Raw genomic sequence first — 25,289 nt, forward strand, 5'->3', positions numbered from 1 at the left:
GGTCAGTGCTTGTGAAGGCTACTTAGGCCCGAGAATCTTCACCAGCTTGTCCGGCGATGGCGCGCCTTGCTGTTGTTGCAGTTCGCCTTTGTCATCCATATAGAAAATCGCCGGGGTGGCCTGGAGTTCGAGGTCTTCCATCAACTGCATGTTGGCCGCGAGTTTGCTTTGCACGGCGACCGGAATGTCTTTCAAGGCCTTGAGCGCGCTGCCCTTGCCGGCCTTTTCGTGATCTTCCAGGGCCTTGGCCGGGTCTTTCGCCGCCAGCAGCGCGGCTGATTTGCCCGGGCTGTCTTCGCGGATGATGCCGACCATGATGTGGCGCAACTGCACCTTGCCGGCCTTGACCCATGGCCGTGCCTGTTCCCAGAACATGTTGCAGTACGGGCAGTTCGGATCGCTGAACAGGTACACCGTGCGCGGTGCATCCTTGTTGCCGTCCTGAATCCAGTTGCTCGCCTCGAACTTGGCCCAGACTTCCTTGGACATCGGTGCGTAGACCAGTTTCTGCAACGGTTCGCTGCTCAGGTCCTTGCCGTCGGCGTCGTACAGGTTACCCACCACGACGTGTTTGCCGTCCGGGGTCAGGTACAGCGCCATGCCGCGGTTCTGGTATTGCGCCGCGTACCCGCGCAGGCCATCGGGGGCGTCGAACTGGCCGACGATTTTCGCGCCCTTGGCTTCGATCTTTTTGATTGCGGCGGGCAGTTCTTCAGCAGCCTGCACCGACGGCAAGTGCAGCAGGGCAGTGCCCAGGGTCAGCGTCAGCAGGTGGCGGAGGCGGGGCATGGCAGTTTCCTTGCAGAGTTGGCCGGGGCAACGGCCTGATTCGGGCTTGAAGGCGAAGTGTCGAAGGTTTCCAGGGCGCGGGCGAGGCTGGCGTTCGACAGTTCACCGAGGTGACTGGTCAGCAAGCGACCGTCCGGGCTATAGAACAGCGTAGTCGGTAACGCCATGGAACCCACGGCCTGACCGAGACGGCCGCGGCGGTCGAACAGCACGTTGTTCAGGCTCAGGCCCTGGGTTTCCAGGAACGTCGCCACGCTTTGCATGCTCTCGGCCTGATTGACGAACAAGAACGTCAGATCCGGGCGTTGTTGCTGGGCGTTTTCCAGCACCGGCATTTCCCGCCGACAAGGTGGGCACCAGGTTGCCCAAAGGTTGATCACCAGCGGGCCGCCCTGATAGTCGCTGAGCTTGATCTTTTCCCCGGCGGCGTTACGCAGGGAGATATCCGGCAAGCGTGTGCCTTGTTCATAGAGATTCAGCGACAGGGTGGCAAGCAGCCAGAACGCCACGCCGCTGACCACACCGAAACCCAACGGTCGACGCAAAGCGGGCCGGCGCCAGCCGCGATACAACGCCGCCAGCAGCAGCACGATCACTCCGGGCCAGGCGAGGAAACCACCGTCGCGCAGATCGATGATCTGCCACGGGTCATTGCGATAGTGCGGCCAGTAAAGCGCGACAAACGCAATGCGCGCCGCGAGCATGCCCAGCAAGAACAGGCTGAACAGCGCCGACTCGGGGTTATCCCCGCCGCGCTTGACCACCCGCCAGCCGACAAATGTCGCCAGCGCCAGAGCACTGATCAGCAGCAGGTGGTTGAGCGCGATGGCGAAAGTGCCGAGGGTGAACGTCAGCATCAGTTGGCGTCTCGGGTGGCGGACCAGCGTTGCAGGAAGGTGTCGGCATCGACCTCGCCGGTGATGCGCTGGCTGCGGCGTTCTTCACCGTCAGCGCCGATCCAGATGAACGTCGGTGGCCCCGGCACTTTGTAGCGACTGAGCAGCTCGCGACTGGCAGGGTTGTCGGCGGTCACATCCAGGCGCAGCAGGCGCACATCGCTCAGGGCCTGCATGACCTTGGCTTCACCGAAGACCTTCTTTTCCATGACTTTGCACGACACGCACCAGTCGGCGTAGTAATCGAGCAGCACCCACTGACCCTGGGCCTTGGCCGCGTCGAGTTCACGTTGCAGGGCGGCCGGTTCCTTGATTGTGCTGAAGGCATCGTGACCCGTCGGCGCCGCGCTGGCGACAGGGCCGGCGCTGTAGACCTGCAAAGGCTGATACGGATCCTCGCTGCCACCCGCCGCACCGATCACCAACAAGCTGCCCCACAAACCGAGCAACAGGGACAGGGCGCCAAACATCTGCGCGACGCGGCCAAACCCTGCGGATTGTTTCCAGGCGCTGTAAGCGGCGATCAACAGCAAGGCGCCACACAGCCCCAGCCACAACGACGGATCCAGTACCGGGCGCAGCATCAACAATGCAGTGGCAAGAAAGAGGAAGCCGAATATGCCCTTGAGCAGATTCATCCACGCGCCGGGTTTCGGCAGGAAGCGGTTGCCCACTGTGACCAGCAGCAACAGCGGCACACCGATGCCGATGCCCAGTGCAAACAGAATCAGACCGCCGTGCAACGCGTTACCGCTCTGGGCGATGTACAGCAGCGCGCCGGCCAGCGGCGCGGTCATGCACGGCCCGACCAACAGACCGGACAACGCGCCCAGCACCCCGGCGCCGATCAGGCTGCCGCCGCTGCGGCTGCGCGACGCATGTTCAAGACGATCACGCAGGGCCACCGGCAGTTGCAGCTCGAAGAAGCCGAACATCGGCAATGCCAGCACCACGAAAATGGCGGCAAATGCGCCGAGCAACCAAGGATTTTGCAACCACGCCTGCAGGTTCGCACCGAGCAGCGCAGCAATCACACCCATCGCCGCATAGACCAGCGCCATGCAGATCACGTAGCTGCTGGCCAAGGCAAAGCCGCGCCGCGGTGTGGCGCCACTGCCGACAATCATCCCGGCCAGAATCGGCAGCATCGGCAGTGAGCACGGGGTAAACGCCAACAGCAGGCCAAGTCCGAAGAACACCAGCAGGCTCCAGCCCAGCGCTCGTTGTTGCAGGCTGCTGGCCAACGCCTGATCCGGCGCTTCACCGCCCGTTGTTGCTGCGGCTTTGCCACCCAGGTCGATCACCCGGGTCTGCGGTGGATAGCACAGGCCGGCATCGGCACAGCCCTGATAACTGACCTTGATCTGCCCGCTGACCGCCGCCGGGATTTTCACTTCCAGGCCTTGGCGATACACCGGCTGCTCGCCGAAGAACTCATCGCTGTGGGATTCGCCTTCAGGCAGCACCGGCTGCTGCTCGGCGGCCAATCCATCGAATTTCAAGCGTTTCTGATACAGGTAGTAGCCGTCGGTGATCTGCCAGAACAGCTGGGTTTCGCCCGAGTCCAGACGCTCGGAGGTGAGTACGAATGCCTTGTCGACGGGTAAAAAGTCCGGCTTGGACTCGAACGGATTGTTTCCGGCCTGAGCCAGACCGGAAATCAGTAAAGCCAACAGAAGAAAAAAATGACGCATGGAGGAGCCTTGTCCCTGTGCAAGTGAGGTGCAGGATGGGCGGCGGCGATTAACCGATAATTAACCCTATCCTACTAGGCTCGCCGGGATTGACCAATCAGCCGCGCAGCAGGCCGGGCCAGTTATCGTCATTGATGGTTCGGGGGCCGGACACCAGTCGGTCGGACTGAATGTTGTAGGTCAAATACTCATTGTTGGTAAGGAAGATGTACCAGTAACTGTCTGCGAGTGTTCGGTCATTCTGTGCAGCGGTAATAATTCGGTCTTTATAGGGTTTCAGCGCGCCCAGTTGATATTCGCCGAAACGGTTGCGTGTCACGGTCTTGGCCTTGAAGTTGAACGATAGATAGTGCCCGTCATTGAGAATGAATCGGAACAGAAAGGGGTGGCCGGTAAGTTGAAACCAGGTGCCAGCGATGATCTTGTCAAAGTATGGAAGAATCGGCTTCCACGCTGAGTCGGCTACTTTGTAGAAGGCGGCAACTTTATCCTTGTCCTGATCATACTTGCACACCATCGGGGTTGTTCCCTGATAGAAGAACAACCATGCAATATCCTCGTCACTTCCGGCATTCCAGCCGAACGAAGTGGTGGTCAAACCGAAGCGCAGATCCTTTGTATAGGGATCGAAAGTATCCCAGCTGCCTGCAGTGGAGGCTGGGTAATTTGCCGATACGCTATTGCTTCCCAGATCAAAGCGCGAATAAGTGTCGGTGTCCTTGAAGAAAAAATAAATTCGATCAGGACCCGAGCGCCAATCTATCGCGACGAAGTGATTCAAGTTGCTCATGTTTCAAGTTCCTTTTGAATGTGGTTTTGAAGTTGCAGTGCGAAACTAAATGAACTCATGTTTTCGATAAAGTCTGGATGTGTTTCTGGATCGGTAGCCCGAATTGGTAATAGTTTGACTGTATGCTTGGCATCCGCTGCTGAACACGACAATTCGCGATGTTCTCGTGCAGCTTCCCGAACTCGACATGTACCGCCATAATTGCGCCTTAATCCTCGCCTGCTTCACTCGCGTTTTTATTCATGGAGCCTCCATGCACGTACTGGTATGCGAAGACGATGAGCTGATCGCCAGCGGCATCGTTGCCGGGCTTACGGCTCAGGGCCTGACCGTCGAGCACGTCAACACCGCGTCGAAAGCGCGGGCGATGCTCAAGGTTGCTGAATTCGACGTGATGGTGCTCGATCTCGGCCTGCCCGACGAAGACGGCCTCAAGTTGCTGCAACAGCTGCGGCAGAGCGGCCTGGAGATCCCCGTGCTGATCCTCACCGCCCGTGATTCGGTGACTGATCGAGTCGACGGCTTGCAGGCCGGCGCCGACGACTACCTGCTCAAGCCTTTCGACCTGCGCGAACTGTTCGCTCGCCTGCAAACCCTGTTGCGCCGGGTGGCCGGGCGCAGCGTCAATCTGATCGAACACGGCGCGCTCACCTACGACCCGAGCAGCCGCGAAACCCGACTCGCCGGGCAGCCGGTGGACCTGTCGCGCCGCGAGCAGTCTCTGTTGCAGGCATTGCTGCACAATCGCGGCCGGGTGCTGTCAACCGAGCAACTGAAGGACAGCGTCTACGGCTTCAACGACGAACTGGAAAGCAACGCACTGAACGTGCATATCCATCATCTACGCAGCAAGCTTGGCAAAGGCATTGTCGAAACCGTGCGTGGTCTGGGCTATCGCCTCGGGCCTGCCGATGGCGGAGAGCAAGGCAAGTGATGAGTCTGCGCCTGCGCCTGAGCCTGACGCTCGGCGCCGCCTTCGCGTTGATCTGGGCGCTGGCGGCGGCATGGATGCTCAGCGATCTGCGCAATCAGATGATGTTTTCTCTCGACCAGCGTCTGGTTGCCTCCGCGCGTATGGTCGCCGGCTTGCTCGAGCAATTGCCGACCCTGCCGAGCAAGGGCGAGGGTACCCACTTCAGCGCCGAACAGCTGAACATTCCCGGTGGCATGGCCTGTCAGGTCAGCTCATTGCGCGGCGAAATCCTTGCCCGTAGCCACAACAATCCCGAGCAAGCGCTGGAAGCGGAAAAAATGGGCTTCCACGATCAGATGATCGACGGCGCGCCGTGGCGCAGTTTCACCCTGGCCCGGGGCGATGTGCGCATCACTACGGCGGATCGGCAGATCGAACGCGAAGCCTTGAACATGTCGATTCTGCTCGCCGCTTCGGTGCCGGTCGGTGTGGCCTTGCTGGGTTGCCTGTGCCTGCTGTGGCTGGGCATCGGCCAGGGTCTTGCACCACTCAATCGCCTGCGTGAGGCGCTGATGCGGCGCAATGCCGATTCCCTTGAGCCATTGCAGTTGCAGGCCTTTCCCAGCGAATTGAAGCCGTTGCTGGAAACCCAGAATCAATTGTTCCAGCGCATCGGCAAGACCATCGAGCGTGAACGTCGCCTGACCGGTGACGCCGCGCATGAACTGCGCAGCCCGCTGACGGCGATCAAGACCCACCTGCAAGTGGCGCGCATGACCGACGGCAGTGCCCGCGATCAATCGCTGGCCCGCGCCGAGGAGGGCGCCGATCGCCTGCACCGCACCCTTGAACAGTTGCTGCTGCTGGCGCGGGTCGAAGGCAGCCTGTCGTTCGATGACGGCTCGCAATGCAGCGCCGAGCAAGTGGCCAGGCTGGCGATTCAGGACGCCACCGGCGGTGAACGGCTGCGGATCAGACTGCACGTGCCGGACGACCTCTCCGCCGCGCCGCTGCAAATGCCTGCCGTGCTGGCGATTGCTGCATTGCGCAACCTGCTCGACAACGCCCTGCGCCATACGCCTGAAGATTGTGCGGTCGAGGTCAATCTCGAAAGCATCGGCAACCGCGTGCGTTTTGTCGTGCGTGACCATGGCCCGGGGATTGCGCCGGATGACTTGCAGCATCTGACCCAGCGCTTCTGGCGCAACGGCCAGAGCACCGGTTGCGGCTTGGGGCTGGCGATTGTCCAGGCGATCGTCCAGCGCTGTGACTGCGCCCTGCATTTCGACAGCCGCGCGGATGGCTTGCGGGTCGAGCTGACCATGCCGTTGCAACCCCTCTGATCGCACCTCAGATCCCCTGTGGAAGCGAGCCTGCTCGCGAATGCGGTAAGTCATTCAACATCGACGTTGACTGGCCTGACGCTTTCGCGAGCAGGCTCGCTCCCACAAAAGAACATGTTCTGGCACATCAAATGTAACTTCTCGGCGTTGGCTATCCGTGAGGGTTGGGGCTAAGGTCAACGCAGCTTTGACTCAATGGATTGAGGGAACTGCGCCATGGAAGCACCCGTCTGCATACGTTCGGCCACCTTGGCCGACTCCGGCATCATCAATCGTATCGTCGAGCGTTCGATCCGCGTCGGATGCGCACTCGATCACCGCAATGATCCGCTGCTCGTCAGTCACTGGCTCGGTCGCTCCTGCGTCGACCTCATCAGTAGCCATCTCGCCGACCCGCACTTCTATCTTTGTACCGCTTCGTTCGAAGACAAACCGGTTGGTGTGGGCATGGCCCGGGCCAATGGCGAAATCCTGCTGTGTTACGTCCAGCCTGAATCCTTCCGCCGAGGCGTAGGTCGGGCGCTGATGCACAATCTCGAGGGTTGGTTGCGGGTTCGCGGTGCGCGCAATGTTCATCTCAACAGCACCCGCACCGCCGAGGCATTCTATCGGCATCTGGGTTACCGACAAACCGCGCCACCCGGCCTCTCCAACGGCTTGCAGACCGTGCCGCTGCACAAACCTTTGTCCTTATCGGCCTGACAACTCGATCAGGGGTGTAAATCCGCACCGCGCTGAAGCGTTTCCAGAACAGGAAACCTGCAAGTGCGCCCCGCGACCGGAACGCGCATCTGTCGGTGTGCTGTTTTGGTCAATATTCATAGCGAATTGAGGGGTCGAGAGATGTCAGTCGCCACCAGTCTTATCGAAGCGTCATCGGCCCGGGTCGCCTCGGCGCCGGCAGAAACCTTGTACGAATTCAACGAATCCCCGTTGCTGGCGCGGCAGAGCCGGCAGGAGTCCAATGCGCGCAGCTATCCTCGGCGTATTCCGCTGGCGCTCAAGCGTGCCAAGGGCCTGTATGTCGAGGATGTTGAAGGACGTACATTCATCGACTGCCTGGCCGGAGCCGGCACGCTGGCGCTGGGGCATAACCACCCGGTGGTGATCGAGGCGATCCAGCAGGTGCTGGCCGATGAGTTGCCGCTGCACACCCTCGACCTGACTACACCGGTCAAGGATCAATTCGTCCAGGACCTGTTCGGGCTGCTGCCGACGGAGTTGGCGGCGCAAGCGAAAATTCAGTTCTGCGGCCCGACCGGCACCGACGCCGTGGAAGCAGCGCTGAAACTGGTGCGCACCGCAACCGGGCGCAGCACCGTGCTGTCATTTTCCGGCGGTTATCACGGCATGAGTCAGGGGGCGTTGAGCCTGATGGGCAGCCTGGGGCCGAAAAAACCACTGGGTGCGTTGCTCAGCAGCGGCGTGCAATTCATGCCCTTTCCCTACGATTACCGCTGCCCGTTTGGCCTCGGTGGCGTGGCGGGCGTCAATGCCAATCTGAGTTATCTGGAAAACCTGCTCAACGATCCCGAGGCTGGTGTGCAATTGCCGGCGGCGGTGATTGTCGAGGCGGTGCAGGGCGAGGGCGGCGTGATACCGGCGGACATCGAGTGGTTGCGCGGCTTGCGCCGGATCACCGAGAAGGCCGGTGTGGCGTTGATCGTTGATGAGATCCAGAGCGGTTTCGCCCGTACCGGCAAGATGTTTGCCTTTGAACACGCGGGCATCGTTCCGGATGTGGTTGTACTGTCCAAAGCCATCGGTGGCAGCCTGCCGTTGGCGGTGGTGGTTTACCGCGACTGGCTCGACACCTGGCAACCCGGCGCCCATGCCGGCACGTTCCGTGGCAATCAGATGGCCATGGCCGCCGGTTCAGCGGTGATGCGCTATCTGGTGGAGCACAAGGTTTGCGAGCACGCCGCTGCCATGGGTGATCGACTCAGCGAACATCTGCACATCCTGCAACGCGACTTCCCGCAGCTGGGCGATATTCGTGGTCGTGGCCTGATGCTCGGCGTCGAACTGGTCGACCCGAACGGCGCGCCCGACGCGCTCGGTCATCCGCCAGCGTTTGCGCGTCTGGCGCCGCTGGTGCAGCGAGAATGCCTCAAGCGTGGCCTGATTCTGGAGCTGGGCGGTCGCCATGGCGCGGTCGTGCGCTTCCTGCCGCCGCTGGTGATCACTGCCGCGGAAATCGATCGGGTGGCCGAGATCTTCGGTCGCGCATTGGCCGCTGCCACCGCCGCACTGTAAATTTTTCCGCTCGGCGAACGTTCTTTCTACATACCCGGCTGCGTTATTCGTGCAGCCGACCTTACAACGATGGAGAATTAGCATGACGTCAGTATTCGACCGCGAGGACATCCTCTTTCAGGTCGTGGTCAACCACGAAGAGCAATACTCGATCTGGCCCGATTACAAAGCCGTGCCGCAAGGCTGGCGCACCGTGGGCAAGAGCGGCCTGAAAAAGGAATGCCTGGCCTATATCGAAGAAGTCTGGACCGACATGCGCCCATTGAGCCTGCGCCAGAAGATGGATGCGCAAGTCGCGGCGCAATAAGCGCCCGGGCATAAAAACCCGCTGGACCAGTGATGGTCAGCGGGTTTTTTCATGTCTGGAGAGTGACGTTGTGGGTGCGGGCCTCTTCGCGAGCAGGCTCGCTCCCACAGGGGATCGCATTTCAACTGTGGGAGCGAGCCTGCTCGCGAAGAACGATAACGCGGATTTACTGAAACTACGCTCCGCTCAACCCCTTGAGCAACAAATCCACATTCCCCTCCAGCTCCGCCAGCGGATCTGCCGCATCGGTACTCAACACCACCAGGCGGCTGCCGGATTCGGCAATCGCCGCTTTCACTGGTTCTGCTGGCTGGCGATGGTGCAGCACCACCGCCACGTCATTGTCCTTGAGCGTTGCCGTCAGCTTCTTCAGTTCTTCAGGCGTCCAATCGGCATCGGGACGCGCGTCCTGTCCGGCCAGTTCAAGGTTGAGGCTGCCAATCAGATAGCCGAAGTGATCGCTCAGGCTCATCACACTCAGGTTGTCCGCCTCGGCCAGACGCGCTTCGGTGTCCGCGCTGAGTTTCAGCAAACGCTGTTTCAACGCCGCCAGGTTGGCTTCGATTGCAGACTTGGCGCTCGGCGCCAGGCGCACCAGGTCTGCGGCCATCACATCGGCCATGCGTCCCATGTTGTTGCTCGCCAGCCATGGCTGACTGTTCAGGCCATCAACCTGCAGGCCCGGCTGCACGGCGATGCCGGGCAGGGCGCCGTCGACCGGGCGCGCAGCGTCGACTTCGACGATACGGATGTTGCTGCGCCGCGCGATCGGGTACAGCGGATCATCGGCCCACAGCGAACGCAGACCGATTACCGCGTCCGCATCGGTGGCCAGTTTGCTCAGCGCCGGAGCACCACGGCCGGTGAAATACGCAGTCTGACGGCTACCCGGAAGGTTGGCCGGCGCCGCGCGTTCGAGGTTGACGTTCGTGCCCTTGAGCAATACTTCGCCCAATCCATAGGTGATCGGTAACGAGGCCAGAACGCGCAAGGGTTTCGCGCTTTCAGCCGCCATCAACGGAGTGCAGACCACGCCACACAGGGCCATGGCCAGAGTCAGGTTACGCAATGAAAAAGCCATTTATCCAAGGTTCCCTTTCAGGCTGGGGACGACGCCGCGCGCAATGGCGGCGAGGGCGAAAGCGATGCCGGCGACCAGAATGATCGCGGCGCCGGACGGGATCGGCAGATCGAATACGATCGGCGCAAGAATCCCGCACAGGGTGCTGACGGTAGCGATCAGCACCGAGCACCAGAAAAACCCTTTCAGCGACTGACTGAGCAAGCGCGCCGCCGCCGCCGGAATCACCAGCAAGGCACCGACCAGAATCGCGCCGATCACTTTCACTGCCGCGACGGTGATCAAGGTCACCAGAATCACGAACAGGTAATCCAGGGTCTTCACCGCTACGCCACGCACCGCCGCCAGTTGCGGATTGAAACTGGCGAGCATGATGCGGTTGTACAGCGGCAGGGCGAGGGCCATGACCAGCGAACCGACGATGGCCAGCACCGCCAGATCATTGCCGTTGACGGTCAACACCGAACCGAACAGCACGTTTTCCAGAATGTGCACGTTGATCTTGCCGGCGAGAATCAGCAGCAGGCTCGCGCCCAGTGCCAGTGACACCGAGAGAAACACGCCGATCAGCGTATCCGGTGCCAGTCCGGTGCGGTTGCGCAAGTAATTGAGCAGGATGCCGAACAGCAGGCAGTAGCCGAACAGGCTGCCGTACGGGCCGGTGTAGGGTTCGCCGAGCAGAATGCCGATGGCGACACCGGTCAACGCGGCATGGCCGACTGCTTCGGAAAAGAACGCGAAGCGCTTGACCACCACCAGCGTGCCGAGCCCGCCCAGCACCGGGCCGATCAGCAGGCCGGCAAGCAGCGCATTGACCACAAAACCGTAGGCCAGCGCTTCCGGCAGATAACCGGAAGACGCCCAACCCTGGACCATCAAACGAAAGGCTTCGTAGCTCATCAGACCGCGCTCCGTGGATGGGTGGAAAACAGCGTCAGCAGACGTTCCGGAGTCAGCGCCTGTTGCGGTGTGGCATCGAACAGCACGCGGCGGTTGAGACCGGTAACCCGATCGGCCAGCCGACCCACCGCTTCCAGGTCATGTTCGATCCACAACACCGTGATACCCGCCGCGCGCCAGTCAGTCAGCAGACGTTCGAACACCTGGATCCCGGCCTCATCGAGGGCCGACATCGGCTCGTCGAGCACCAGCAGTTGCGGCGCCGGAATCAAGCCCTGCGCGAGCAGTACCCGCTGCCGCTCACCACCGGACAGCGCGCCCATGCGCCGCTTGCGCTTGTCCTGCATGCCGACCCGCTCCAGCGCTTCGCCGATGGCGCCGGCGTAGTGTTTGCTCAAACCGAGAAAGGCCGGACGGCGCTGACACATCGCCGCCATGAAATCGTCGACGGTCATCGGTAAGCCGCGATCGAACTCCAGCGCCTGCGGGACGTAACCAATGGTGCCGGGCTCGCCGGGCCAGTGCAGGCTGAGCTGGCCCTGATGCGGCATCTGCCCGAGCAGGGTCTTGATCAGCGAACTCTTGCCACCACCATTGGGGCCGACCAGCGCATGCACGCTGCCGGGCTGCACCTGGAAGCTGACCTTGTCGAGAATCGTCGTGCGCCCCAGCGTCAGGCTCACTTCCGTAAACTCCAGCGATGGTCCGGTTGTCCCCTGTGGGAGCGAGCCTGCTCGCGAATGCGGTGTGTCATTCAGCGAAGATGTTGCCTGATCCGGCGCCTTCGCGAGCAGGCTCGCTCCCACCGGGTTATTGGTGTTGTCAGGGATCAGGGTTTCTTTCGAAGTCATGCCCCCGACTCCTGAATCGCACGAACCACGGTGTTGAGGTTGCCGGTCATTTCCTTTTCGTACTTGTCGGCGGTGTATTCGCCGTAGGAAATGTGTGACAGCGGGTACAGCTTCACCCCGGATTCACGCTGGATGGTGTCGACGTAGCTGGACGGGAAATCCATCTCCGAGAAGATCACTTTGACGTCGAGTTCACGCAACTGGTCGATGGTCTTTTTCAGCTGACTCGGGCTTGGCTCGATGCCGTGGGCCGGCTCGACCACGGCCGTCACTTCCAGACCGAATTCACGCAACAGATAGTCGTAAGCTGCGTGCACTGTGGCTACGCGCAGTTCGGCGTTGGGTGCCTGGGTCAGTTTGGCCAACGCGTCGGCGCGCATCTGCCGCAGGCGTTTACCGTAAGCGCGGGCGTTTTGCGTGTAGGTCTTGGCGTTTTCCGGGTCGATCTTGCCCAGCTCGCGGGCGATATTGTTGACCTGGGCGATGGAGGCGCTGATCGACAGGAACGTGTGCGGATTGACCACTTTGCCGGCGCCGCGCGCAGCGACACCGGTGGCCGCCAGCAATGGCACGTTTTCGTTCGCTTCGATGGTTTTGACGTTGGGTGTTTCGCTGGCGGCGATCATCCGGTCGGCGAAGTCGTCATGACCGACGCCGTTGAGCACGATCACGTCCAGTCCGCTGATGCGCTTGATGTCTTCGGCGCGTGGTTCGTAGGCGTGCGGATTGAAGCCCGCAGGAATCAGCGGCACCACTTCGGCCTTGTCGCCGACGATGTTGGCGACGTAGCTGTAATACGGATGCAGAGTGATGCCGATACGCAGGCGTTTGCCTTGCTCGGCGCTGGCCAACGGGCTCAGCAGGCAGGCGCACAGGCCAAGCAGAAACAGGCGTAACAATGGACGGCGAGGAGATGAAATGGACATGGGCAAGCAGTCTTCTCTCGGATAAAGGCGAGGAATCAATGGCGATGTTCGCGGGTAACCCCGGCATCGAATTGCGCGACGATCTGTTTCCAGCCAGCGGCGGACAGCGCGGCGTCGGACAGATCCTCAGCAGGTGCGGGATCGGCGCTGCGGTTCAGCCAGATGTCCGGCGCCGCGTTGGCGTCAGTGCCGACACGCATCAGAAACGAGCCGGCGACGTCAGGCGTCGCACTCCGACCGAAATAGGCGCGATCGGCGAACATCTGCCATGCATGACCGCCACGGCTGACCGAACTGGCATCCTGCGCGAACGGCGCAAAGCCTTCTTCGGCGAGCATTTGTGGTGTCGGCAGGGCTTGTTGCTCTTCGCGCAGCAAGCGGATTTCGTCGAGGGTCACTCGCAGGTCGGCATAGATGCCTTGCTCTGCGGCGCTGAGATCGCGGCGGGCGTCGTACTGGTTGCTGGCGACCGGCTCCGGTTCATGGGAAACCCCGCGCCACGCCACCACCGAGCCGGCGACCGCGAGGATCAGCAGGCACAACAGCAGCACATTGAGGGTTTCATGGCCGGCGCCGGCCGGGCGTACCACTTGCGTCGTCGGGCTACTCATGGGGCTTCGATATCCGCCTGGTCGATTTCCACCACGTGGCCTGGGCCGGCGTCGAACAGCACATAGAACTCACTGCCGGGCTTCTTGAACGTCAGCGTCGAGTCATCACCCAATTTGCCCGGCACCAGAATGGTTTCGTCGTAGCCGATCACATCGAGGGTCACCCCCGGCGCGCCGCTGCCGTCGGAGAAACCGCCGGTGCATTTGATCTGTTCGGCATCGATGGCTTTGCATTCGCACATCGGGTTGTGCGCCAGGGCGCTGGCGCTGAAACCGGCGCTCAGCAGCAGCGCGGCGCTGGCGAGCAAACGGGTCTGAAGGGGTGAGCGAGTCATGGTTTGGCTCCTTGTTTGTTCAGCCACGCAACCGTGGCGGGGGAGGCTTGGCTCAGGGGAATCGCGGCCTGGTGCATGCTGCCGTCCCAGCCTTCCATGGTGATCCACAGCTCGGCGTCAGGTTTGGTCTTCGCCGGGATCGGCATTTGCGTGCCCATGCGGTACGGGGTGCCGAAGAAGATCGTGCCAGCGGCGCGCAGACTGCGCGGTTTGCCGATGCGCAGGTAAGTGGCCTTGACCTGTTCGACGCAGGTATCACAAACGGCGGCAGTGAAATCCTTCATATAGCCCGCCGGCCCGCTAAGGTGCGGCGCCTCGTCACGCAGTTCGGCCAGGCGCAGGCTCCACGGGCCGACCTGAACGTTGCCTATTTCACGCTGGCCCAGGCCACTGTCGCCGCGAAACAGCGAGGCATCGGCAAAGTATTTCGGCATGAAGCCCAGCGGGATCAGCAACAGCAGGACATTGATGTGGAAACGCCACTTGTGCCAGAAACGCGACAGGCGCGAGGGCGGTGTGACCGAGATGGCTTTGTTCACAGGCTCGCCTCCGAAGGCTCACGGCGCAGCGCCGGCTGGGCGGTGACGCGGTTTTTCTTGTCCTCGCGTTTCAGCGCATTGGCGGTGGCCAGCGCGGTGCGCTTGGTCCAGATCAGCAGGCCGCTGAGGATCATCATGCTCAGCAACAGACCGAAGAAGAACCAGATCAACTTGATCCAGATCCCACCGAAGTCGCCGGTGTGCAGCGGGCGCATGGATTCGGTGACGAATTCCAGCGAGGACCGATCGGACAGCAACCGTGAGGAGGCCATCTCGCCGTTATACGGATTGAGAGTCGCGGTCTGGTACATCAACGGATACCAGCCACGGCCGCTGACGCTCATATGCGAGTAGGCATTGCCCGGCAGGTTGACGTAACTGGCCTCCAGCCCGGGAATCTTCTGCTGGGCGATTTCGATGGCGCGGTCCAGGCTGATGCGCGGCGGCGGGGTGCCAGCGGCCGAAATCGGCACACTTTCGCGGGACATCGCCGGAATGATCGGCTCGCTGGAAATGGAAATCTGGTTATCGAAAAGGAAAGCCTTGATCAGGAACCAGATGCCGGTGATGGAAATCACCGCGATGAACCAGATCGACCAGATGCCGCACAGGCGATGGAAGTCGCCCCAGAAGATCCGCGCGCCATGGCGCACGCGCAGGGTCGGGCGCAGAAAGCCTTTCCAGAAGCGCTTGTAGACCACCAGCCCGGTAATCAGCGACACCAGCATCGGCACGCCGAGCAATGACACCAGATACCAGCCCCAGCTATAGCCATTGGTGAACGGCACCAGCCACCAGCCATGCAGGGCGCGGGTAAAGGCCTTGAAATCGAAGGCCGGCGCGGTGCCCTGGATGACCCCGGTGTACGGATTGACATAGACCGTCAACGAGCGCCCGTCGGGGTAGCTGACTTCGACGTCGAGGGCAAAGTGCGACTCGTCCGGCCGATTGATGCTCTGCACCAGGGTTTGCGGCTCGGCTTGTTTGATCGCGGCGAGAATCTGGTCATAGCTCAGTCGCGGTGCGTCGTCCGAAGGTTGACTGGCGCGCATTTGCGGGTTGGCCAGCCAGACAATCTCCTGGCTGACCACCGCCAGCGTGCCGGTGACACACACGATCAACACAAAGAACCAGATCGGCAACGCCAGCCAGCTATGCACCAGGAACCACAGTTTGGAACGGGATTTCTTCGACATGATTGCGCGTCTTGATTGCGGTGGAAGGGGCCGGGCTACGGGCTTCGCAGCACTGAACTCCCCGGGAGGCCGTTCGTGGCTTTTGCCTACGCGAACGGCCTGCATTCCTATAAGACGGATGAGCGAAGAAAATCCCGAAAGCGGATATGAAAGTAAATGTTTCGCAATTACATCGGCGGTGGATTTTTTACCGGTTGATCCGAGGCAAAAAGCCCTCAGCCTTGGCTGAACATCTCCATCGCCCGCTGGCGAATCTGCTCTTCGCTCAGATCCTCCTTGTGGGTGGCGAGAAACCACAGATGGCCGAACGGATCTCTCAAGGTACCGCTGCGGTCACCGTAAAACTGGTCTTTGACCTCGGAAACGCTTTGCGCACCGGCATCCAGCGCTTGTTGAAAGGACTGGTCGACATCGGTGACATACAGGTGCAAGCCGATCGACACCGCCTGCTGCGGATTGCTCAGCGGCCCTTGATCGCAAGGCGTGCCGAGCATGATCGCGCTGTCGCCGATGCGCAGTTCGGCATGGCCGATGTTGCCGTCGGGCATGGTCAGGCGCATCACTTCGCTGGCGTTGAAGGCTTTCTTGTAGAACTCGATGGCCTCGGCGGCCTGTTGGATGCCGAGATACGGGGTAATGCTGTGGTACCCCTCGGGAATGGGTTTGACACTCATGACGTTCTCCCTGTTTTTGTTTTCAACAGATGTGGTTACACCGGATTTACCCGGAGCAATCACTATAGAACCGTCCTTGCTGCGCAAATTGTTCGCCGACGAGCAGCGTCATCACTCATCGCGAAAGTGCGGGCCTGGCCCTCGGTCACCGAGCATGTCGCCTTTATTGCGCAACGGACAGGCTTCCATGGACAGACAGCCGCAGCCGATGCACCCGGTGAGCTGATCGCGCATCAGCGTCAATTGCCTGATCCGTTCGTCGAGCTCGCGCTGCCATTGTTCAGACAGAATCTTCCAGTCCGCCGCCGACGGCGCGCGATCCTGCGGCAGGATTTTCAGCGCTTCGCCGATTTCCGCCAACGGTATCCCCAGCCGTTGCGCGACTTTGATCAACGCCACCCGGCGCAGGACGGCGCGTGGATAACGGCGCTGGTTGCCGGCATTGCGTTCACTCTTGATCAAACCTTTGGCTTCATAAAAGTGCAGCGCCGTGACCGCGACGCCACTGCGCGCCGCAACCTCGCCGACGGTGAGAGGCTTGTGCACCTGCTCCTTGCTGATCATGCGGAAAATACTCTTGACCTTGACTTAACTAGAGGTTTTACCCTTCAGCTCTTCGGGTCGCAAGGCTCGCTTCAAGATGAGTGGGGCTTTCCATGAGCAATCGCAGCTTTACCCAATTGATCGAATTCGAAATCGAACCCCGCCAGCAAGCGGCGCTGGTCTCGGCACTGGCCACGCAGACCGAGCGGCTGGCCCAGCGTTACGACGGCTTCCTCAGCGCCAGCGTGCAGGCCACCGACGACGGCCGCCGCGTGTTGAGCTTTTTGCAGTGGCAAAGTCGCGAAGCGGGGGAGGCGGCATTTCACAGTTTCGAAAGCGGGGAGCAGGATTTCTGGCAATTGATCCGCACTCATCGGGCGAAAACCGTGACCTTCAATTCGTTCCAGGTGCACAGCAGCATTGCCCGCAGCCACGACGACGCGCTGCACTGCCGTCTGCCGGTCAGCCAGTATTAGCGCAAAGCTGATAGCCACTATTGAGAGCGTTGATTTCTGCGCGAGCGTGCCCGGGCGTAGCCTTTCTCCATCGACCCCACATTGCTCGCCAGGACGCTCCCATGAACCGTTTACTGACTGTTTCGCTGATGCTCGCTGTTTCCGTACTCGCCGGTTGTGCCGGCCATGTTTCGCCCGAGCTGCGCCCTTACACCGCTGAAGAATCCCGCGAACTGGCGCTGGAAGCGCTGAACCGCAGCGGCTTGTCATTCGACGAATACCACGCGAAAAAAGCCCAATTGTTCGGCCAGCCGCAGAAGACTTTCGGCTTCGATCAACAGGGTGAGATGAGCGCCGAACGTGCCATACAGCTGCACGGCCGTCCAAGCTGAAAGCAAACTGTACTGCTTGAAGTTTTCCCTAACTGTCCGTGGGTTTGCCGGGCCGTGTGGGATAGGGTCAACAGCTGAACGACCCTGGATGGACTGCCTCGATGAACCTCTCGCTTGATCTGCTGTTGGGCTTTGCCCTGTTTGCCCTTGTCACCTCTATCACACCGGGGCCGAATAACACCATGTTGCTGGCGTCCGGAGTGAATTTCGGTTTCAACCGCACCATTCCGCACATGCTCGGCATCAGCTGCGGCTTCTTCCTGTTGGTAGTAGCGGTGGGCTTTGGCCTTGGCGCCGTGTTTCAGGCCTATCCGATTCTGTATACGGTGCTGCGTTATGTCGGCGCGGCGTATTTGTTGTATCTGGCGTGGAAGATCGCCCACTCCGGCCCGGTCGGCGACAGTGCCCACGGCGAGGCGAAACCGATCAGCTATCTGGGCGCCGCGGCGTTCCAGTGGGTCAATCCCAAGGCGTGGATCATGGCCATCGGTGCCATCAGCACGTACACGCCGATGCAGGGTTATTTCTATAACGTTGTGATCATCGCGGCGGTGTTCGCCATCATCAATCTGCCCAGTGTCGGCCTGTGGGCGGCGTGCGGCACGCTGTTGCGCAATGTGCTGAAAGATCCGCGCTGGTTGCGCGTGTTCAATTGGGGCATGGCGGCGCTGTTGGTGATCTCGTTGTACCCGTTACTTCTGGAAAGCTTTCACTGACGCATTGCTTCAATCGCCGGCCCGATGCCTGTTAAGCTCGGTTTCAGGAGCGTTCCTACGCACTTTTAAATGAAGCCCTACTTCTTTAACGGCATCCGATCAGGTATTGATGACGCTCTCGAACCCATGCACAGCTCACGAGGCTGTGCATCGTCGTTTGCAGACACGAGCCTCCTGATCCCGGAACACGCTCTGCGAGACCTTTATGAACACACGTCCGTTGTATTTCGATTACGCCGCCACCACCCCGGTGGACGAGCGGGTCATCCAGGTGATGATCGAATGTCTGGGTTTTCACGGTAACTTCGGTAACCCGGCGTCCAGCTCCCACGCTTTCGGCCAGCAGGCCCGGCAGACGGTCGAGCAGGCACGTCGGCAAGTCGCCGATCTGGTCGGCGCGCAGCCTGAGCAGATCGTCTGGACCTCTGGTGCCACCGAATCCAACAACCTCGCCCTCAAAGGCGTCGCCCAGGCCCGTGGCGTTTGCGGCGGGCACATCATTACCAGTCAGATCGAACACAAGGCCATTCTCGACACCGCGCGGCAATTGCAGGACTCGGGCATTGCCGTGACCTATCTGGTGCCGGACGCCCAAGGCTTGATCACGCCGCAAGCGGTCAGCGAAGCGATGCGTGACGACACTTTTCTGGTGTCGCTGATGCTGGTCAACAATGAGTTGGGCACGGTCAACGATGTCGAGGCGATTGGCGAAGTGGTGCGCAGTCGGCAGGCGTTGTTTCATGTTGATGCGGCGCAAGGCGCGGGCAAAGTCGCGATCGATCTGAGCCGCTGGCCGGTGGATCTGATGTCGTTTTCCGCACACAAACTCTACGGCCCCAAGGGCATCGGCGCCTTGTATGTCGGCCCGCAGGCGCAGCAACGCTTGCAGGCACAGATCCACGGCGGCGGTCATGAAGGTGGCCTGCGCTCCGGGACCTTGGCGACTCATCAGATCGCCGGCATGGGCGCAGCGTTCGCGCTGGCCGCCAGCGCATTCGATGAAGAGAAAAAGTCCATTATCGCTTTGCGCGAACGCTTGCTCGCACGCTTGTTGACTCTGCCAGGCGTACGCCTCAATGGCAGTGAATCGCAACGAATACCGCACACCCTGAGCCTGACCTTCAGCGAGGGCGAGTTCAACAGCGCCGCATTGAGCCATTCGATCGCGTTTTCCGCGACTTCGGCATGTAATTCCGCGAGCAACGCACCGTCCCACGTGCTGCTCGCGCTCGGGCACGATGCGCGGCTGGCGGGGCGCACCATTCGCTTGAGCCTCGGGCGGTTTACCACCGTTGAGGATGTCGACAAGGCCGTTGACCTGATCACAACCGCCTGCGCCAGTGCCCCGGCATTCTGGGCGACAGGGCTCTAAACAGCAGACGCTTTCCATGGCCGCGAAGGCTACGAACAATAACGATGACGCGATTAGCAGGAGACATGATGAGTTCCCACACCTTGACCGAAGGATCGGTGCCTCAGCGCCTGGCGCATACCCGTGAACTGATGCGCCGCGAAGGCATCCATGCGCTGCTGGTGCCGTCCGCCGACCCGCATCTTTCGGAATACCTGCCGGGCTACTGGCAGGGCCGGCAATGGCTGTCGGGTTTCCACGGTTCGGTCGGTACGCTGATCGTCACTGCCGATTTCGCCGGTGTGTGGGCCGACAGTCGTTACTGGGAACAGGCGACCAAGGAGCTCAACGGCAGCGGCATCGAACTGGTCAAACTGCAACCGGGGCAGCCGAGCCCGCTGGACTGGCTGGCCGAACAAACCCCTGAGGGCGGCGTGGTTGCGGTGGACGGCGCGGTGATGGCAGTGGCGTCGGCGCGTACGCTGAGCAGCAAGCTCGAAGCACGCGGCGCTCGCCTGCGTACCGATATCGACCTGTTGCAGGAAGTCTGGCGCGATCGCCCGAGCCTGCCCAACGCGCCGATCTATCAGCATCTGCCGCCGCAAGCGACCGTCAGCCGTGGCGAGAAACTGGCGAAACTGCGCGAAACCTTGCAAGAGCGCGGTGCTGACTGGCATTTCATCGCCACCCTGGATGACATTGCCTGGCTGTTCAACCTGCGCGGTGGTGACGTCTCGTTCAACCCGGTGTTTGTTTCGTTCGCCTTGATCAATCAGCAACAGGCCACGCTGTTTGTGGCGCTGAGCAAGGTCGATGCCGATCTGCGCGCGGTACTCGAGCAGGATGGCGTGACGCTGCGTGACTACCGCGAAGTGGCCGATGCGTTGCGTGCTGTGCCGAGTGACGCGAGCCTGCTGGTCGATCCGGCGCGAGTGACCACGGGGTTGCTGGATAACCTGGACAGTGGCGTGAAACTGGTCGAGGGTCTCAACCCGACTACGTTGGCCAAATCGCAGAAAAGCGAAGCCGACGCTCAACACATCCGTAAAGCCATGGAGCAGGATGGCGCGGCGTTGTGCGAATTCTTTGCCTGGCTGGAATCGGCATGGGGGCGCGAGCGCATCACCGAACTGACCATCGACGAGAAGCTTACGGCTGCCCGTGAACGTCGCCCCGATTATGTTTCGCTGAGCTTCAACACCATTGCCGCATTCAACGCCAATGGCGCGATGCCGCACTATCACGCTACCGAAGAAGAGCATGCGGTGATCGAGGGTGATGGTCTGTTGCTCATCGACTCCGGTGGCCAATACCTTGGCGGTACCACAGACATCACGCGCATGGTCCCGGTGGGTACGCCGACGCAGGAGCAGAAACAGGACTGCACGCGCGTGTTGAAAGGCGTGATTGCGCTGTCGCGGGCACGATTCCCGAAAGGCATCCTGTCGCCGCTGCTCGACGCCATCGCTCGTGCGCCGATCTGGGCTGACAACGTCGACTACGGTCACGGCACCGGTCATGGCGTTGGCTATTTCCTCAACGTTCACGAAGGTCCGCAAGTGATCGCTTATCAAGCGGCACCGGCACCGCAGACGGCGATGCAGCCGGGGATGATTACCTCGATCGAACCCGGCACTTATCGCCCGGGCCGCTGGGGCGTGCGCATCGAGAACCTGGCGATGAACCGCGAGGCCGGCAGCAGCGAATTCGGCGACTTCCTCAAGTTCGAAACCCTGACGCTGTGCCCGATCGACACCCGTTGCCTGATTGCCGACCTGCTGACTCAGGAAGAAAAGCAGTGGCTCAATGCTTATCACAGTGAAGTACGCGAGCGTCTGAGTCCGTTGCTGGATGGCGCGGCGCTGAGCTGGCTGAACGAGCGCACTGTGGCCATTTGATCGATTTACCCAAGGCACCGCTCGCGATGCCTTGGGGCTCGGCTTCAATCCTGGCGCAATGCCTCTTCTACGAAGTCGAGTCGATCCTGACCGAAGAACAGCTGATCGCCGATAAACATGCTGGGGGCACCGAAGACGCCGCGCTTGATAGCGGCTTCGGTGTTTTCCTTGAGTTTGGCTTTGACTGACTCATCGTTGCTCAGGGCCAATACTTCTTCGGGATCGAAGCCGTTTTCAGTCAGCACGGCGGCGATGGTTTGCGGGTCGTTGAGGTTACGGCCCTCCACCCAAAGCGCCCTGAACAGGCAATCGACGAACTCGGCGAAACGCTGTGGCTGATGCAGTTGAATGCCGGTGGCGGCACGCATCAATATCAGCGTGTTGATTGGAAAGTGCGGATTGAATCTGAGCTGTACGCCGTAGCGTTTGGCGAAGCGATCGAGGTCCTGAAACATGTAGCGGCCCTTGGCCGGAATCACTGCCGGCGAAGCGTTGCCGGTGGCTTTGAATACGCCACCCAACAGCATCGGGATGTAGATCAGTTCGCTTTGGGTATCGGCGCAGATTTTCGCTAGCTGGGTGTGCGCCAGATAGGTGGTGGGGCTGCCGAGGTCGAAATAGAATTCCACGGTTTTGGTCATGATCAAATTGCTCTCTTATTGTTGTAATGAGGGGGGGATGGCTTACCAGCGTTCGTTCCATGGGCGCAGGTCCAGTTCGAAGGTCCAGGCATCGCGGGGCTGATTGTGCAAATACCAATAGTTTTCGGCGATGTGCTCTGGATCGAGAATACCGTCCTGATCCTTGGTCGCGTATTTCTCGGGAAAGCTGTTGCGGATGAAGTCGGTGTCGATCGCACCATCAACCACAACGTGGGCGACATGAATGTTCATCGGCCCCAATTCTCTCGCCATGCTTTGCGCCAGTGCGCGGATGCCATGTTTGGCTCCAGCGAAAGCGGCAAATCCAGAAGCACCGCGTAACCCGGCCGTGGCACCGGTGAACAGAATCGTGCCGCGCTGCCGAGTGACCATGCGCTTGGCCACTTCACGAGCATTGAGAAAGCCGGAGAAGCAGGCCATCTCCCAGATCTTGAAATATTTGCGCGCGGTTTCTTCGAGAATGCTGCACGGCACGTTGGCGCCGATGTTGAAGACGAAGGCCTCGATCGGGCCGACGTGGGTTTCGATGTCTTCGATCAAGGCGATGACGTCATCTTCCTTGCGCGCATCGCAGGCAAAACCATGCGCCTCACCGCCCTCAGAGATGATTGCGTCAACCAGTGGCTGCAGTTTGTCGGCGCTGCGCCGGGTCACGCAGGCTATAAACCCCTCACTGGCAAAGCGCTTGGCAATTGCCCCGCCCGTGGCATCACCGGCACCGACAACCAACACGACCTTCTTGTTATTCATGGGTGAATCCCTTTGGGTTAACGATCGTTTAGTTAACGAACGTTATGCTAGGATTGGGGCAGCGTCAAGGCGATCTACTTCAGGAGATGACATGCGTTATTCGGCCGGACACAAATCGGAAACCCGCGAACGATTGCTGCAAAGCAGCGCGCTGTCGGCAAAGAAATCGGGGTTTTCCACGGTGGGCGTGGATGGCCTGATGAAAGCCATCGGTTTGAGTGGCGCCGCGTTCTACAGCCACTTTTCATCCAAGGATGCCCTGTTTGCTGCCATCGTAGAGCGCGAGTTGAGTGAGAGTCTTGAGCGTCTTGGTGGGCAGGGCGGTACGGATCGGCAGCGTCTGGAGCGTTGTCTGAAGCAGTACCTGAGCATGGCCCACGTCGAGCAACCCGAGGCCGGTTGCGCTTTGCCGACATTGGGCGCAGAGATTGCCCGTGCCAATGTGCGGGTGCGTGAGCAGGCTGAAGAATGGATCTGCCGTCTGCAGCAAAGTTGGGCGCAGATACTGGAAAGCGAGAGTCTGGCCTGGTCGGTGCTGTCGCAATGCGTGGGCGCATTGGTGGTCGCGCGGATGCTGGCGACACCGGACGTGCAGCGTACGGTGTTGCGCGCGAGTCACGAGGAAATTACACGTCAGCTCGCTTTGTCCCGAGCCGAGTAGTTATTTGCAGATGACGATCATGCTGCGGCTGGTATAACCGGCCGGGTTCAAGCCGAACGGATAATCGCCAGGTTCTTCGACGGCGTCCCCGGATTTGGCGATCACCTTGTAACCCTTGGGCGCGCAGGAATTGGCGGCGCTGGTGTAGCACTTGTCCCATGAGGATGAAAGTCCGGAACAGTTGATATGCAGCCCCTTCTTGCCGCGTTTGACCTGGGTTTCCGAGGTCGCTGCGCAACTCGCGATCGCCAGCAGGGCGATCAATAGCAAAATTCGTTTCATTACCATCCTTAATAGCGGCCACGAGTCTGGTGCTCGGGTCTGCCTGTATTCGCTCGCGTTTGCAGCGTTGTGCCGTCCTTTGCGAAAAAATCCATGCCTGGCGATGGGTTACGAAGCTAAACATGGCCTAAATGAGCACCAATTACCAGATCTCACTTTCTATTAAGCTTCAGTCGGCAGCGACAGCAGGCTTTGCTCCGCTGCCCATGGTCATGGTTGCGCCCACCGACGCCAGGATAATGCACAGGATGGCCAGCCATTGTGACAATGAAAGGTATTCCTGGAGAAAAAGCAGACCTGATAGCGCGCCGAATGCCGGTTCAATACTCATGAGAGTGCCGAAGGTGCGCGCGGGCATTCGGGTGAGAGCTACCATTTCCAGGGTATAGGGCAGAGCGGTGGAGAGAATGGCGACACCGATAGCAATCGGAATCAGTGATGGTGTAAGCAGCGCCGCGCCGGCATGAACGATTCCGATCGGCGCCACAAACAGCGCGGCGATCATCACGCCCAACGCAGCCGTAGTCACTCCGTTATCAGCGCCGGCCTTCTGCCCGAAGAGAATGTACAGCGCCCAGCACACCCCGGCGCCCAGCGCATAGCCTGCTCCGACCAGGTCTATGCCAGCAGTGGTTGTCCCAGTAGGTATTAATAGGAGCAAACCGGCTGCAGCGAGCGCGATCCAGAGAAAATCGATGGCTCGGCGAGAGGCATATATAGCTACGGCCAGAGGGCCAGTGAATTCCAGCGCAACGGCGATGCCCAGCGGCACCGTGCGCAGAGACATATAGAAGAGGAAATTCATCCCGCCCAATGCCATCCCGTAGATGATTACGGTACGAAGAGACTTGGCGGTCAGCTTTGCACGCCATGGGCGCAGTATCAGCAGCATGATCACGCTGGCAAAGATCAGGCGCAGCGTGGTTGTGCCCTGTGCCCCTATTACGGGGAACATGCTTTTGGCCAGAGAAGCGCCCGACTGGATGGACGCCATGGCTATCATGAGCAGGCAAACCGGAAACAATGTGGAGGAGAGAGAGCGGGGGTGGTGATTCATTGCGCGGCAGCATCCAAGGCAAAAACAAATATTGTTGTGGTAGTGGGCAATATACTGCGCATTGGAGTGGGCTGCGTCTATATATAGAGAAGCTTTTTAAGCTTTTGAAAGAAAAGCGAAATTAACGGTTGACGGCAGATTCCAGAGGTCTATAATTCGCCCCACTTCCGGCGCAGTCGAAACGGAAAACTCCTTGAGAATCAAAGAGTTACGCAGTTTTCGACAGCGGCTTGCTTCAGATCATCGAAGCCTGGAAGGAGTTGAAAGAGCAGTGATGTGTAGCTTTTTTAACGATTCGATCTTCTCGATCGAAAGCGGAGAAAAAGAGGTGTTGACAGCAGCGATTAACGCTGTAGAATTCGCCTCCCGCTAACGAGAGATCGGAAGCGCAAGTGGTTGAAGTTGTTGAAGAATTCTTCGA

The 25,289-nt window shown here is 60.3% G+C and carries 29 protein-coding genes; 11 read left to right on the forward strand and 18 right to left on the reverse strand.

The genetic code is table 11. The features are described from left to right. Positions 1–18 precede the first annotated feature (18 nt). The 4 genes from dsbG to ND528_RS14685 form a co-directional block, all read right to left on the reverse strand. The gene (gene dsbG / locus ND528_RS14670; protein ID WP_252868026.1) at positions 19–789 is read right to left on the reverse strand and encodes a thiol:disulfide interchange protein DsbG; all 771 of its coding nucleotides are present in this window, start codon (positions 787–789) and stop codon (positions 19–21) included. Then, entirely contained in the window at positions 765–1,646 is an 882-nt protein-coding gene (locus tag ND528_RS14675; protein ID WP_263470589.1) for a prolipoprotein diacylglyceryl transferase family protein, read from the reverse strand. Before ND528_RS14675 ends, dsbG begins: the two co-directional genes overlap by 25 nt. Continuing rightward, positions 1,646–3,379, reverse strand: coding sequence for a protein-disulfide reductase DsbD (gene dsbD / locus ND528_RS14680; RefSeq protein WP_263470590.1), 1,734 nt, complete (start codon positions 3,377–3,379; stop codon positions 1,646–1,648). Before dsbD ends, ND528_RS14675 begins: the two co-directional genes overlap by 1 nt. 97 nt (positions 3,380–3,476) lie before the next feature. Continuing rightward, positions 3,477–4,169, reverse strand: coding sequence for a hypothetical protein (locus tag ND528_RS14685; RefSeq protein WP_130912587.1), 693 nt, complete (start codon positions 4,167–4,169; stop codon positions 3,477–3,479). Between the two features lie 253 nt (positions 4,170–4,422). Here ND528_RS14685 and ND528_RS14690 point away from each other — a divergent pair, with 253 nt between their 5' ends. From ND528_RS14690 to ND528_RS14715, 5 genes are all read left to right on the forward strand, one after another. Beyond that, positions 4,423–5,103 carry a response regulator gene (locus ND528_RS14690; RefSeq protein ID WP_042607836.1) on the forward strand — a complete coding sequence of 227 codons (681 nt, stop codon included), beginning with the start codon at positions 4,423–4,425 and terminating at the stop codon, positions 5,101–5,103. Beyond that, on the forward strand, positions 5,103–6,425 hold the full coding sequence (locus ND528_RS14695) for an ATP-binding protein (RefSeq protein ID WP_130912588.1): 1,323 nt from the start codon (positions 5,103–5,105) through the stop codon (positions 6,423–6,425). The genes ND528_RS14690 and ND528_RS14695 overlap by 1 nt, the downstream gene beginning before the upstream one ends. A 216-nt stretch (positions 6,426–6,641) precedes the next feature. Continuing rightward, entirely contained in the window at positions 6,642–7,127 is a 486-nt protein-coding gene (locus ND528_RS14705) for a GNAT family N-acetyltransferase (RefSeq protein ID WP_263470591.1), read from the forward strand. A 141-nt stretch (positions 7,128–7,268) separates the two neighbouring features. After that, the gene (locus ND528_RS14710; RefSeq protein ID WP_263470592.1) at positions 7,269–8,681 is read left to right on the forward strand and encodes an aspartate aminotransferase family protein; all 1,413 of its coding nucleotides are present in this window, start codon (positions 7,269–7,271) and stop codon (positions 8,679–8,681) included. 82 nt (positions 8,682–8,763) lie between these two features. Further along, on the forward strand, positions 8,764–8,988 hold the full coding sequence (locus ND528_RS14715; RefSeq protein ID WP_016770808.1) for an MbtH family protein: 225 nt from the start codon (positions 8,764–8,766) through the stop codon (positions 8,986–8,988). Positions 8,989–9,163: 175 nt separating this feature from the next. Here ND528_RS14715 and ND528_RS14720 read toward each other — a convergent pair whose 3' ends face one another. From ND528_RS14720 to soxR, 10 genes are all read right to left on the reverse strand, one after another. Next, positions 9,164–10,069: a metal ABC transporter substrate-binding protein gene (locus ND528_RS14720; RefSeq protein ID WP_263470593.1), complete on the reverse strand. Its 906-nt coding sequence runs from the start codon at positions 10,067–10,069 to the stop codon at positions 9,164–9,166. Next, entirely contained in the window at positions 10,070–10,969 is a 900-nt protein-coding gene (locus ND528_RS14725) for a metal ABC transporter permease (RefSeq protein ID WP_007917717.1), read from the reverse strand. Next, complete coding sequence (locus ND528_RS14730; RefSeq protein WP_263470594.1) at positions 10,969–11,820, reverse strand: metal ABC transporter ATP-binding protein; 852 nt, start codon at positions 11,818–11,820, stop codon at positions 10,969–10,971. The genes ND528_RS14725 and ND528_RS14730 overlap by 1 nt, the downstream gene beginning before the upstream one ends. Beyond that, complete coding sequence (locus ND528_RS14735; RefSeq protein WP_130912594.1) at positions 11,817–12,746, reverse strand: metal ABC transporter substrate-binding protein; 930 nt, start codon at positions 12,744–12,746, stop codon at positions 11,817–11,819. The genes ND528_RS14730 and ND528_RS14735 overlap by 4 nt, the downstream gene beginning before the upstream one ends. A 35-nt stretch (positions 12,747–12,781) precedes the next feature. Further along, positions 12,782–13,357, reverse strand: a complete 576-nt coding sequence (locus ND528_RS14740) for a DUF6162 family protein (protein ID WP_263470595.1) — start codon at positions 13,355–13,357, stop codon at positions 12,782–12,784. Beyond that, positions 13,354–13,692, reverse strand: a complete 339-nt coding sequence (locus tag ND528_RS14745; protein ID WP_016770802.1) for a hypothetical protein — start codon at positions 13,690–13,692, stop codon at positions 13,354–13,356. The genes ND528_RS14740 and ND528_RS14745 overlap by 4 nt, the downstream gene beginning before the upstream one ends. Next, a complete protein-coding gene (locus ND528_RS14750; RefSeq protein ID WP_073472512.1) occupies positions 13,689–14,231 on the reverse strand; it encodes a thiamine pyrophosphate-binding protein in 543 nt (180 codons plus the stop codon). Before ND528_RS14750 ends, ND528_RS14745 begins: the two co-directional genes overlap by 4 nt. Continuing rightward, positions 14,228–15,427 carry a PepSY-associated TM helix domain-containing protein gene (locus ND528_RS14755; RefSeq protein ID WP_130912597.1) on the reverse strand — a complete coding sequence of 400 codons (1,200 nt, stop codon included), beginning with the start codon at positions 15,425–15,427 and terminating at the stop codon, positions 14,228–14,230. Before ND528_RS14755 ends, ND528_RS14750 begins: the two co-directional genes overlap by 4 nt. Before the next feature lie 215 nt (positions 15,428–15,642). Beyond that, positions 15,643–16,101, reverse strand: coding sequence for a VOC family protein (locus ND528_RS14760; protein WP_095182163.1), 459 nt, complete (start codon positions 16,099–16,101; stop codon positions 15,643–15,645). A gap of 111 nt (positions 16,102–16,212) precedes the next feature. Continuing rightward, a complete protein-coding gene (gene soxR / locus ND528_RS14765) occupies positions 16,213–16,665 on the reverse strand; it encodes a redox-sensitive transcriptional activator SoxR (RefSeq protein WP_130912598.1) in 453 nt (150 codons plus the stop codon). A 92-nt stretch (positions 16,666–16,757) separates the two neighbouring features. Between soxR and ND528_RS14770 the strand changes: the two genes are divergently transcribed. The 5 genes from ND528_RS14770 to ND528_RS14790 all read left to right on the forward strand — a co-directional run bounded on the left by ND528_RS14770 (position 16,758) and on the right by ND528_RS14790 (position 21,456). After that, positions 16,758–17,120, forward strand: a complete 363-nt coding sequence (locus tag ND528_RS14770) for an antibiotic biosynthesis monooxygenase (RefSeq protein ID WP_263470596.1) — start codon at positions 16,758–16,760, stop codon at positions 17,118–17,120. A gap of 101 nt (positions 17,121–17,221) precedes the next feature. After that, positions 17,222–17,491, forward strand: a complete 270-nt coding sequence (locus ND528_RS14775) for a hypothetical protein (protein ID WP_263470597.1) — start codon at positions 17,222–17,224, stop codon at positions 17,489–17,491. Positions 17,492–17,592: 101 nt separating this feature from the next. After that, positions 17,593–18,207, forward strand: a complete 615-nt coding sequence (locus ND528_RS14780; RefSeq protein ID WP_024013660.1) for a LysE family translocator — start codon at positions 17,593–17,595, stop codon at positions 18,205–18,207. A 205-nt stretch (positions 18,208–18,412) separates the two neighbouring features. Next, positions 18,413–19,579 carry an aminotransferase class V-fold PLP-dependent enzyme gene (locus ND528_RS14785; protein WP_212616802.1) on the forward strand — a complete coding sequence of 389 codons (1,167 nt, stop codon included), beginning with the start codon at positions 18,413–18,415 and terminating at the stop codon, positions 19,577–19,579. Positions 19,580–19,647: 68 nt separating this feature from the next. After that, entirely contained in the window at positions 19,648–21,456 is a 1,809-nt protein-coding gene (locus ND528_RS14790; RefSeq protein ID WP_212616801.1) for an aminopeptidase P family protein, read from the forward strand. Between the two features lie 44 nt (positions 21,457–21,500). On the opposite strand, the gene ND528_RS14795 is transcribed toward ND528_RS14790, so the two are convergent. Both ND528_RS14795 and ND528_RS14800 read right to left on the reverse strand, forming a co-directional pair. After that, on the reverse strand, positions 21,501–22,097 hold the full coding sequence (locus ND528_RS14795; protein ID WP_263470598.1) for a 2-hydroxychromene-2-carboxylate isomerase: 597 nt from the start codon (positions 22,095–22,097) through the stop codon (positions 21,501–21,503). A 42-nt stretch (positions 22,098–22,139) separates the two neighbouring features. Continuing rightward, positions 22,140–22,868, reverse strand: coding sequence for an SDR family oxidoreductase (locus tag ND528_RS14800; RefSeq protein WP_263470599.1), 729 nt, complete (start codon positions 22,866–22,868; stop codon positions 22,140–22,142). A gap of 91 nt (positions 22,869–22,959) precedes the next feature. On the opposite strand from ND528_RS14800, the gene ND528_RS14805 reads away from it, so the two are divergent. Further along, on the forward strand, positions 22,960–23,529 hold the full coding sequence (locus ND528_RS14805; protein ID WP_263470600.1) for a TetR/AcrR family transcriptional regulator: 570 nt from the start codon (positions 22,960–22,962) through the stop codon (positions 23,527–23,529). On the opposite strand, the gene ND528_RS14810 is transcribed toward ND528_RS14805, so the two are convergent. Both ND528_RS14810 and rhtA read right to left on the reverse strand, forming a co-directional pair. Further along, a complete protein-coding gene (locus ND528_RS14810; protein WP_039759777.1) occupies positions 23,530–23,811 on the reverse strand; it encodes a hypothetical protein in 282 nt (93 codons plus the stop codon). 169 nt (positions 23,812–23,980) lie between these two features. After that, positions 23,981–24,868, reverse strand: coding sequence for a threonine/homoserine exporter RhtA (gene rhtA, locus ND528_RS14815; protein ID WP_130912267.1), 888 nt, complete (start codon positions 24,866–24,868; stop codon positions 23,981–23,983). Between the last annotated feature and the right edge of the window lie 421 nt (positions 24,869–25,289).

The sequence above is a fragment of the Pseudomonas mercuritolerans genome (assembly GCF_025706525.1).
In the GTDB taxonomy this organism is placed as follows: domain Bacteria; phylum Pseudomonadota; class Gammaproteobacteria; order Pseudomonadales; family Pseudomonadaceae; genus Aquipseudomonas; species Aquipseudomonas mercuritolerans.

Bases quoted from the DNA above. Each gene is read 5' to 3' on its own strand.
- dsbG (WP_252868026.1), bottom strand. From the start codon at position 789: ATGCCCCGCCTCCGCCACCTGCTGACGCTGACCCTGGGCACTGCCCTG.
- ND528_RS14675 (WP_263470589.1), bottom strand. From the start codon at position 1,646: ATGCTGACGTTCACCCTCGGCACTTTCGCCATCGCGCTCAACCACCTG.
- dsbD (WP_263470590.1), bottom strand. From the start codon at position 3,379: ATGCGTCATTTTTTTCTTCTGTTGGCTTTACTGATTTCCGGTCTGGCT.
- ND528_RS14685 (WP_130912587.1), bottom strand. From the start codon at position 4,169: ATGAGCAACTTGAATCACTTCGTCGCGATAGATTGGCGCTCGGGTCCT.
- ND528_RS14690 (WP_042607836.1), top strand. From the start codon at position 4,423: ATGCACGTACTGGTATGCGAAGACGATGAGCTGATCGCCAGCGGCATC.
- ND528_RS14695 (WP_130912588.1), top strand. From the start codon at position 5,103: ATGAGTCTGCGCCTGCGCCTGAGCCTGACGCTCGGCGCCGCCTTCGCG.
- ND528_RS14705 (WP_263470591.1), top strand. From the start codon at position 6,642: ATGGAAGCACCCGTCTGCATACGTTCGGCCACCTTGGCCGACTCCGGC.
- ND528_RS14710 (WP_263470592.1), top strand. From the start codon at position 7,269: ATGTCAGTCGCCACCAGTCTTATCGAAGCGTCATCGGCCCGGGTCGCC.
- ND528_RS14715 (WP_016770808.1), top strand. From the start codon at position 8,764: ATGACGTCAGTATTCGACCGCGAGGACATCCTCTTTCAGGTCGTGGTC.
- ND528_RS14720 (WP_263470593.1), bottom strand. From the start codon at position 10,069: ATGGCTTTTTCATTGCGTAACCTGACTCTGGCCATGGCCCTGTGTGGC.
- ND528_RS14725 (WP_007917717.1), bottom strand. From the start codon at position 10,969: ATGAGCTACGAAGCCTTTCGTTTGATGGTCCAGGGTTGGGCGTCTTCC.
- ND528_RS14730 (WP_263470594.1), bottom strand. From the start codon at position 11,820: ATGACTTCGAAAGAAACCCTGATCCCTGACAACACCAATAACCCGGTG.
- ND528_RS14735 (WP_130912594.1), bottom strand. From the start codon at position 12,746: ATGTCCATTTCATCTCCTCGCCGTCCATTGTTACGCCTGTTTCTGCTT.
- ND528_RS14740 (WP_263470595.1), bottom strand. From the start codon at position 13,357: ATGAGTAGCCCGACGACGCAAGTGGTACGCCCGGCCGGCGCCGGCCAT.
- ND528_RS14745 (WP_016770802.1), bottom strand. From the start codon at position 13,692: ATGACTCGCTCACCCCTTCAGACCCGTTTGCTCGCCAGCGCCGCGCTG.
- ND528_RS14755 (WP_130912597.1), bottom strand. From the start codon at position 15,427: ATGTCGAAGAAATCCCGTTCCAAACTGTGGTTCCTGGTGCATAGCTGG.
- ND528_RS14760 (WP_095182163.1), bottom strand. From the start codon at position 16,101: ATGAGTGTCAAACCCATTCCCGAGGGGTACCACAGCATTACCCCGTAT.
- soxR (WP_130912598.1), bottom strand. From the start codon at position 16,665: ATGATCAGCAAGGAGCAGGTGCACAAGCCTCTCACCGTCGGCGAGGTT.
- ND528_RS14770 (WP_263470596.1), top strand. From the start codon at position 16,758: ATGAGCAATCGCAGCTTTACCCAATTGATCGAATTCGAAATCGAACCC.
- ND528_RS14775 (WP_263470597.1), top strand. From the start codon at position 17,222: ATGAACCGTTTACTGACTGTTTCGCTGATGCTCGCTGTTTCCGTACTC.
- ND528_RS14780 (WP_024013660.1), top strand. From the start codon at position 17,593: ATGAACCTCTCGCTTGATCTGCTGTTGGGCTTTGCCCTGTTTGCCCTT.
- ND528_RS14785 (WP_212616802.1), top strand. From the start codon at position 18,413: ATGAACACACGTCCGTTGTATTTCGATTACGCCGCCACCACCCCGGTG.
- ND528_RS14790 (WP_212616801.1), top strand. From the start codon at position 19,648: ATGAGTTCCCACACCTTGACCGAAGGATCGGTGCCTCAGCGCCTGGCG.
- ND528_RS14795 (WP_263470598.1), bottom strand. From the start codon at position 22,097: ATGACCAAAACCGTGGAATTCTATTTCGACCTCGGCAGCCCCACCACC.
- ND528_RS14800 (WP_263470599.1), bottom strand. From the start codon at position 22,868: ATGAATAACAAGAAGGTCGTGTTGGTTGTCGGTGCCGGTGATGCCACG.
- ND528_RS14805 (WP_263470600.1), top strand. From the start codon at position 22,960: ATGCGTTATTCGGCCGGACACAAATCGGAAACCCGCGAACGATTGCTG.
- ND528_RS14810 (WP_039759777.1), bottom strand. From the start codon at position 23,811: ATGAAACGAATTTTGCTATTGATCGCCCTGCTGGCGATCGCGAGTTGC.
- rhtA (WP_130912267.1), bottom strand. From the start codon at position 24,868: ATGAATCACCACCCCCGCTCTCTCTCCTCCACATTGTTTCCGGTTTGC.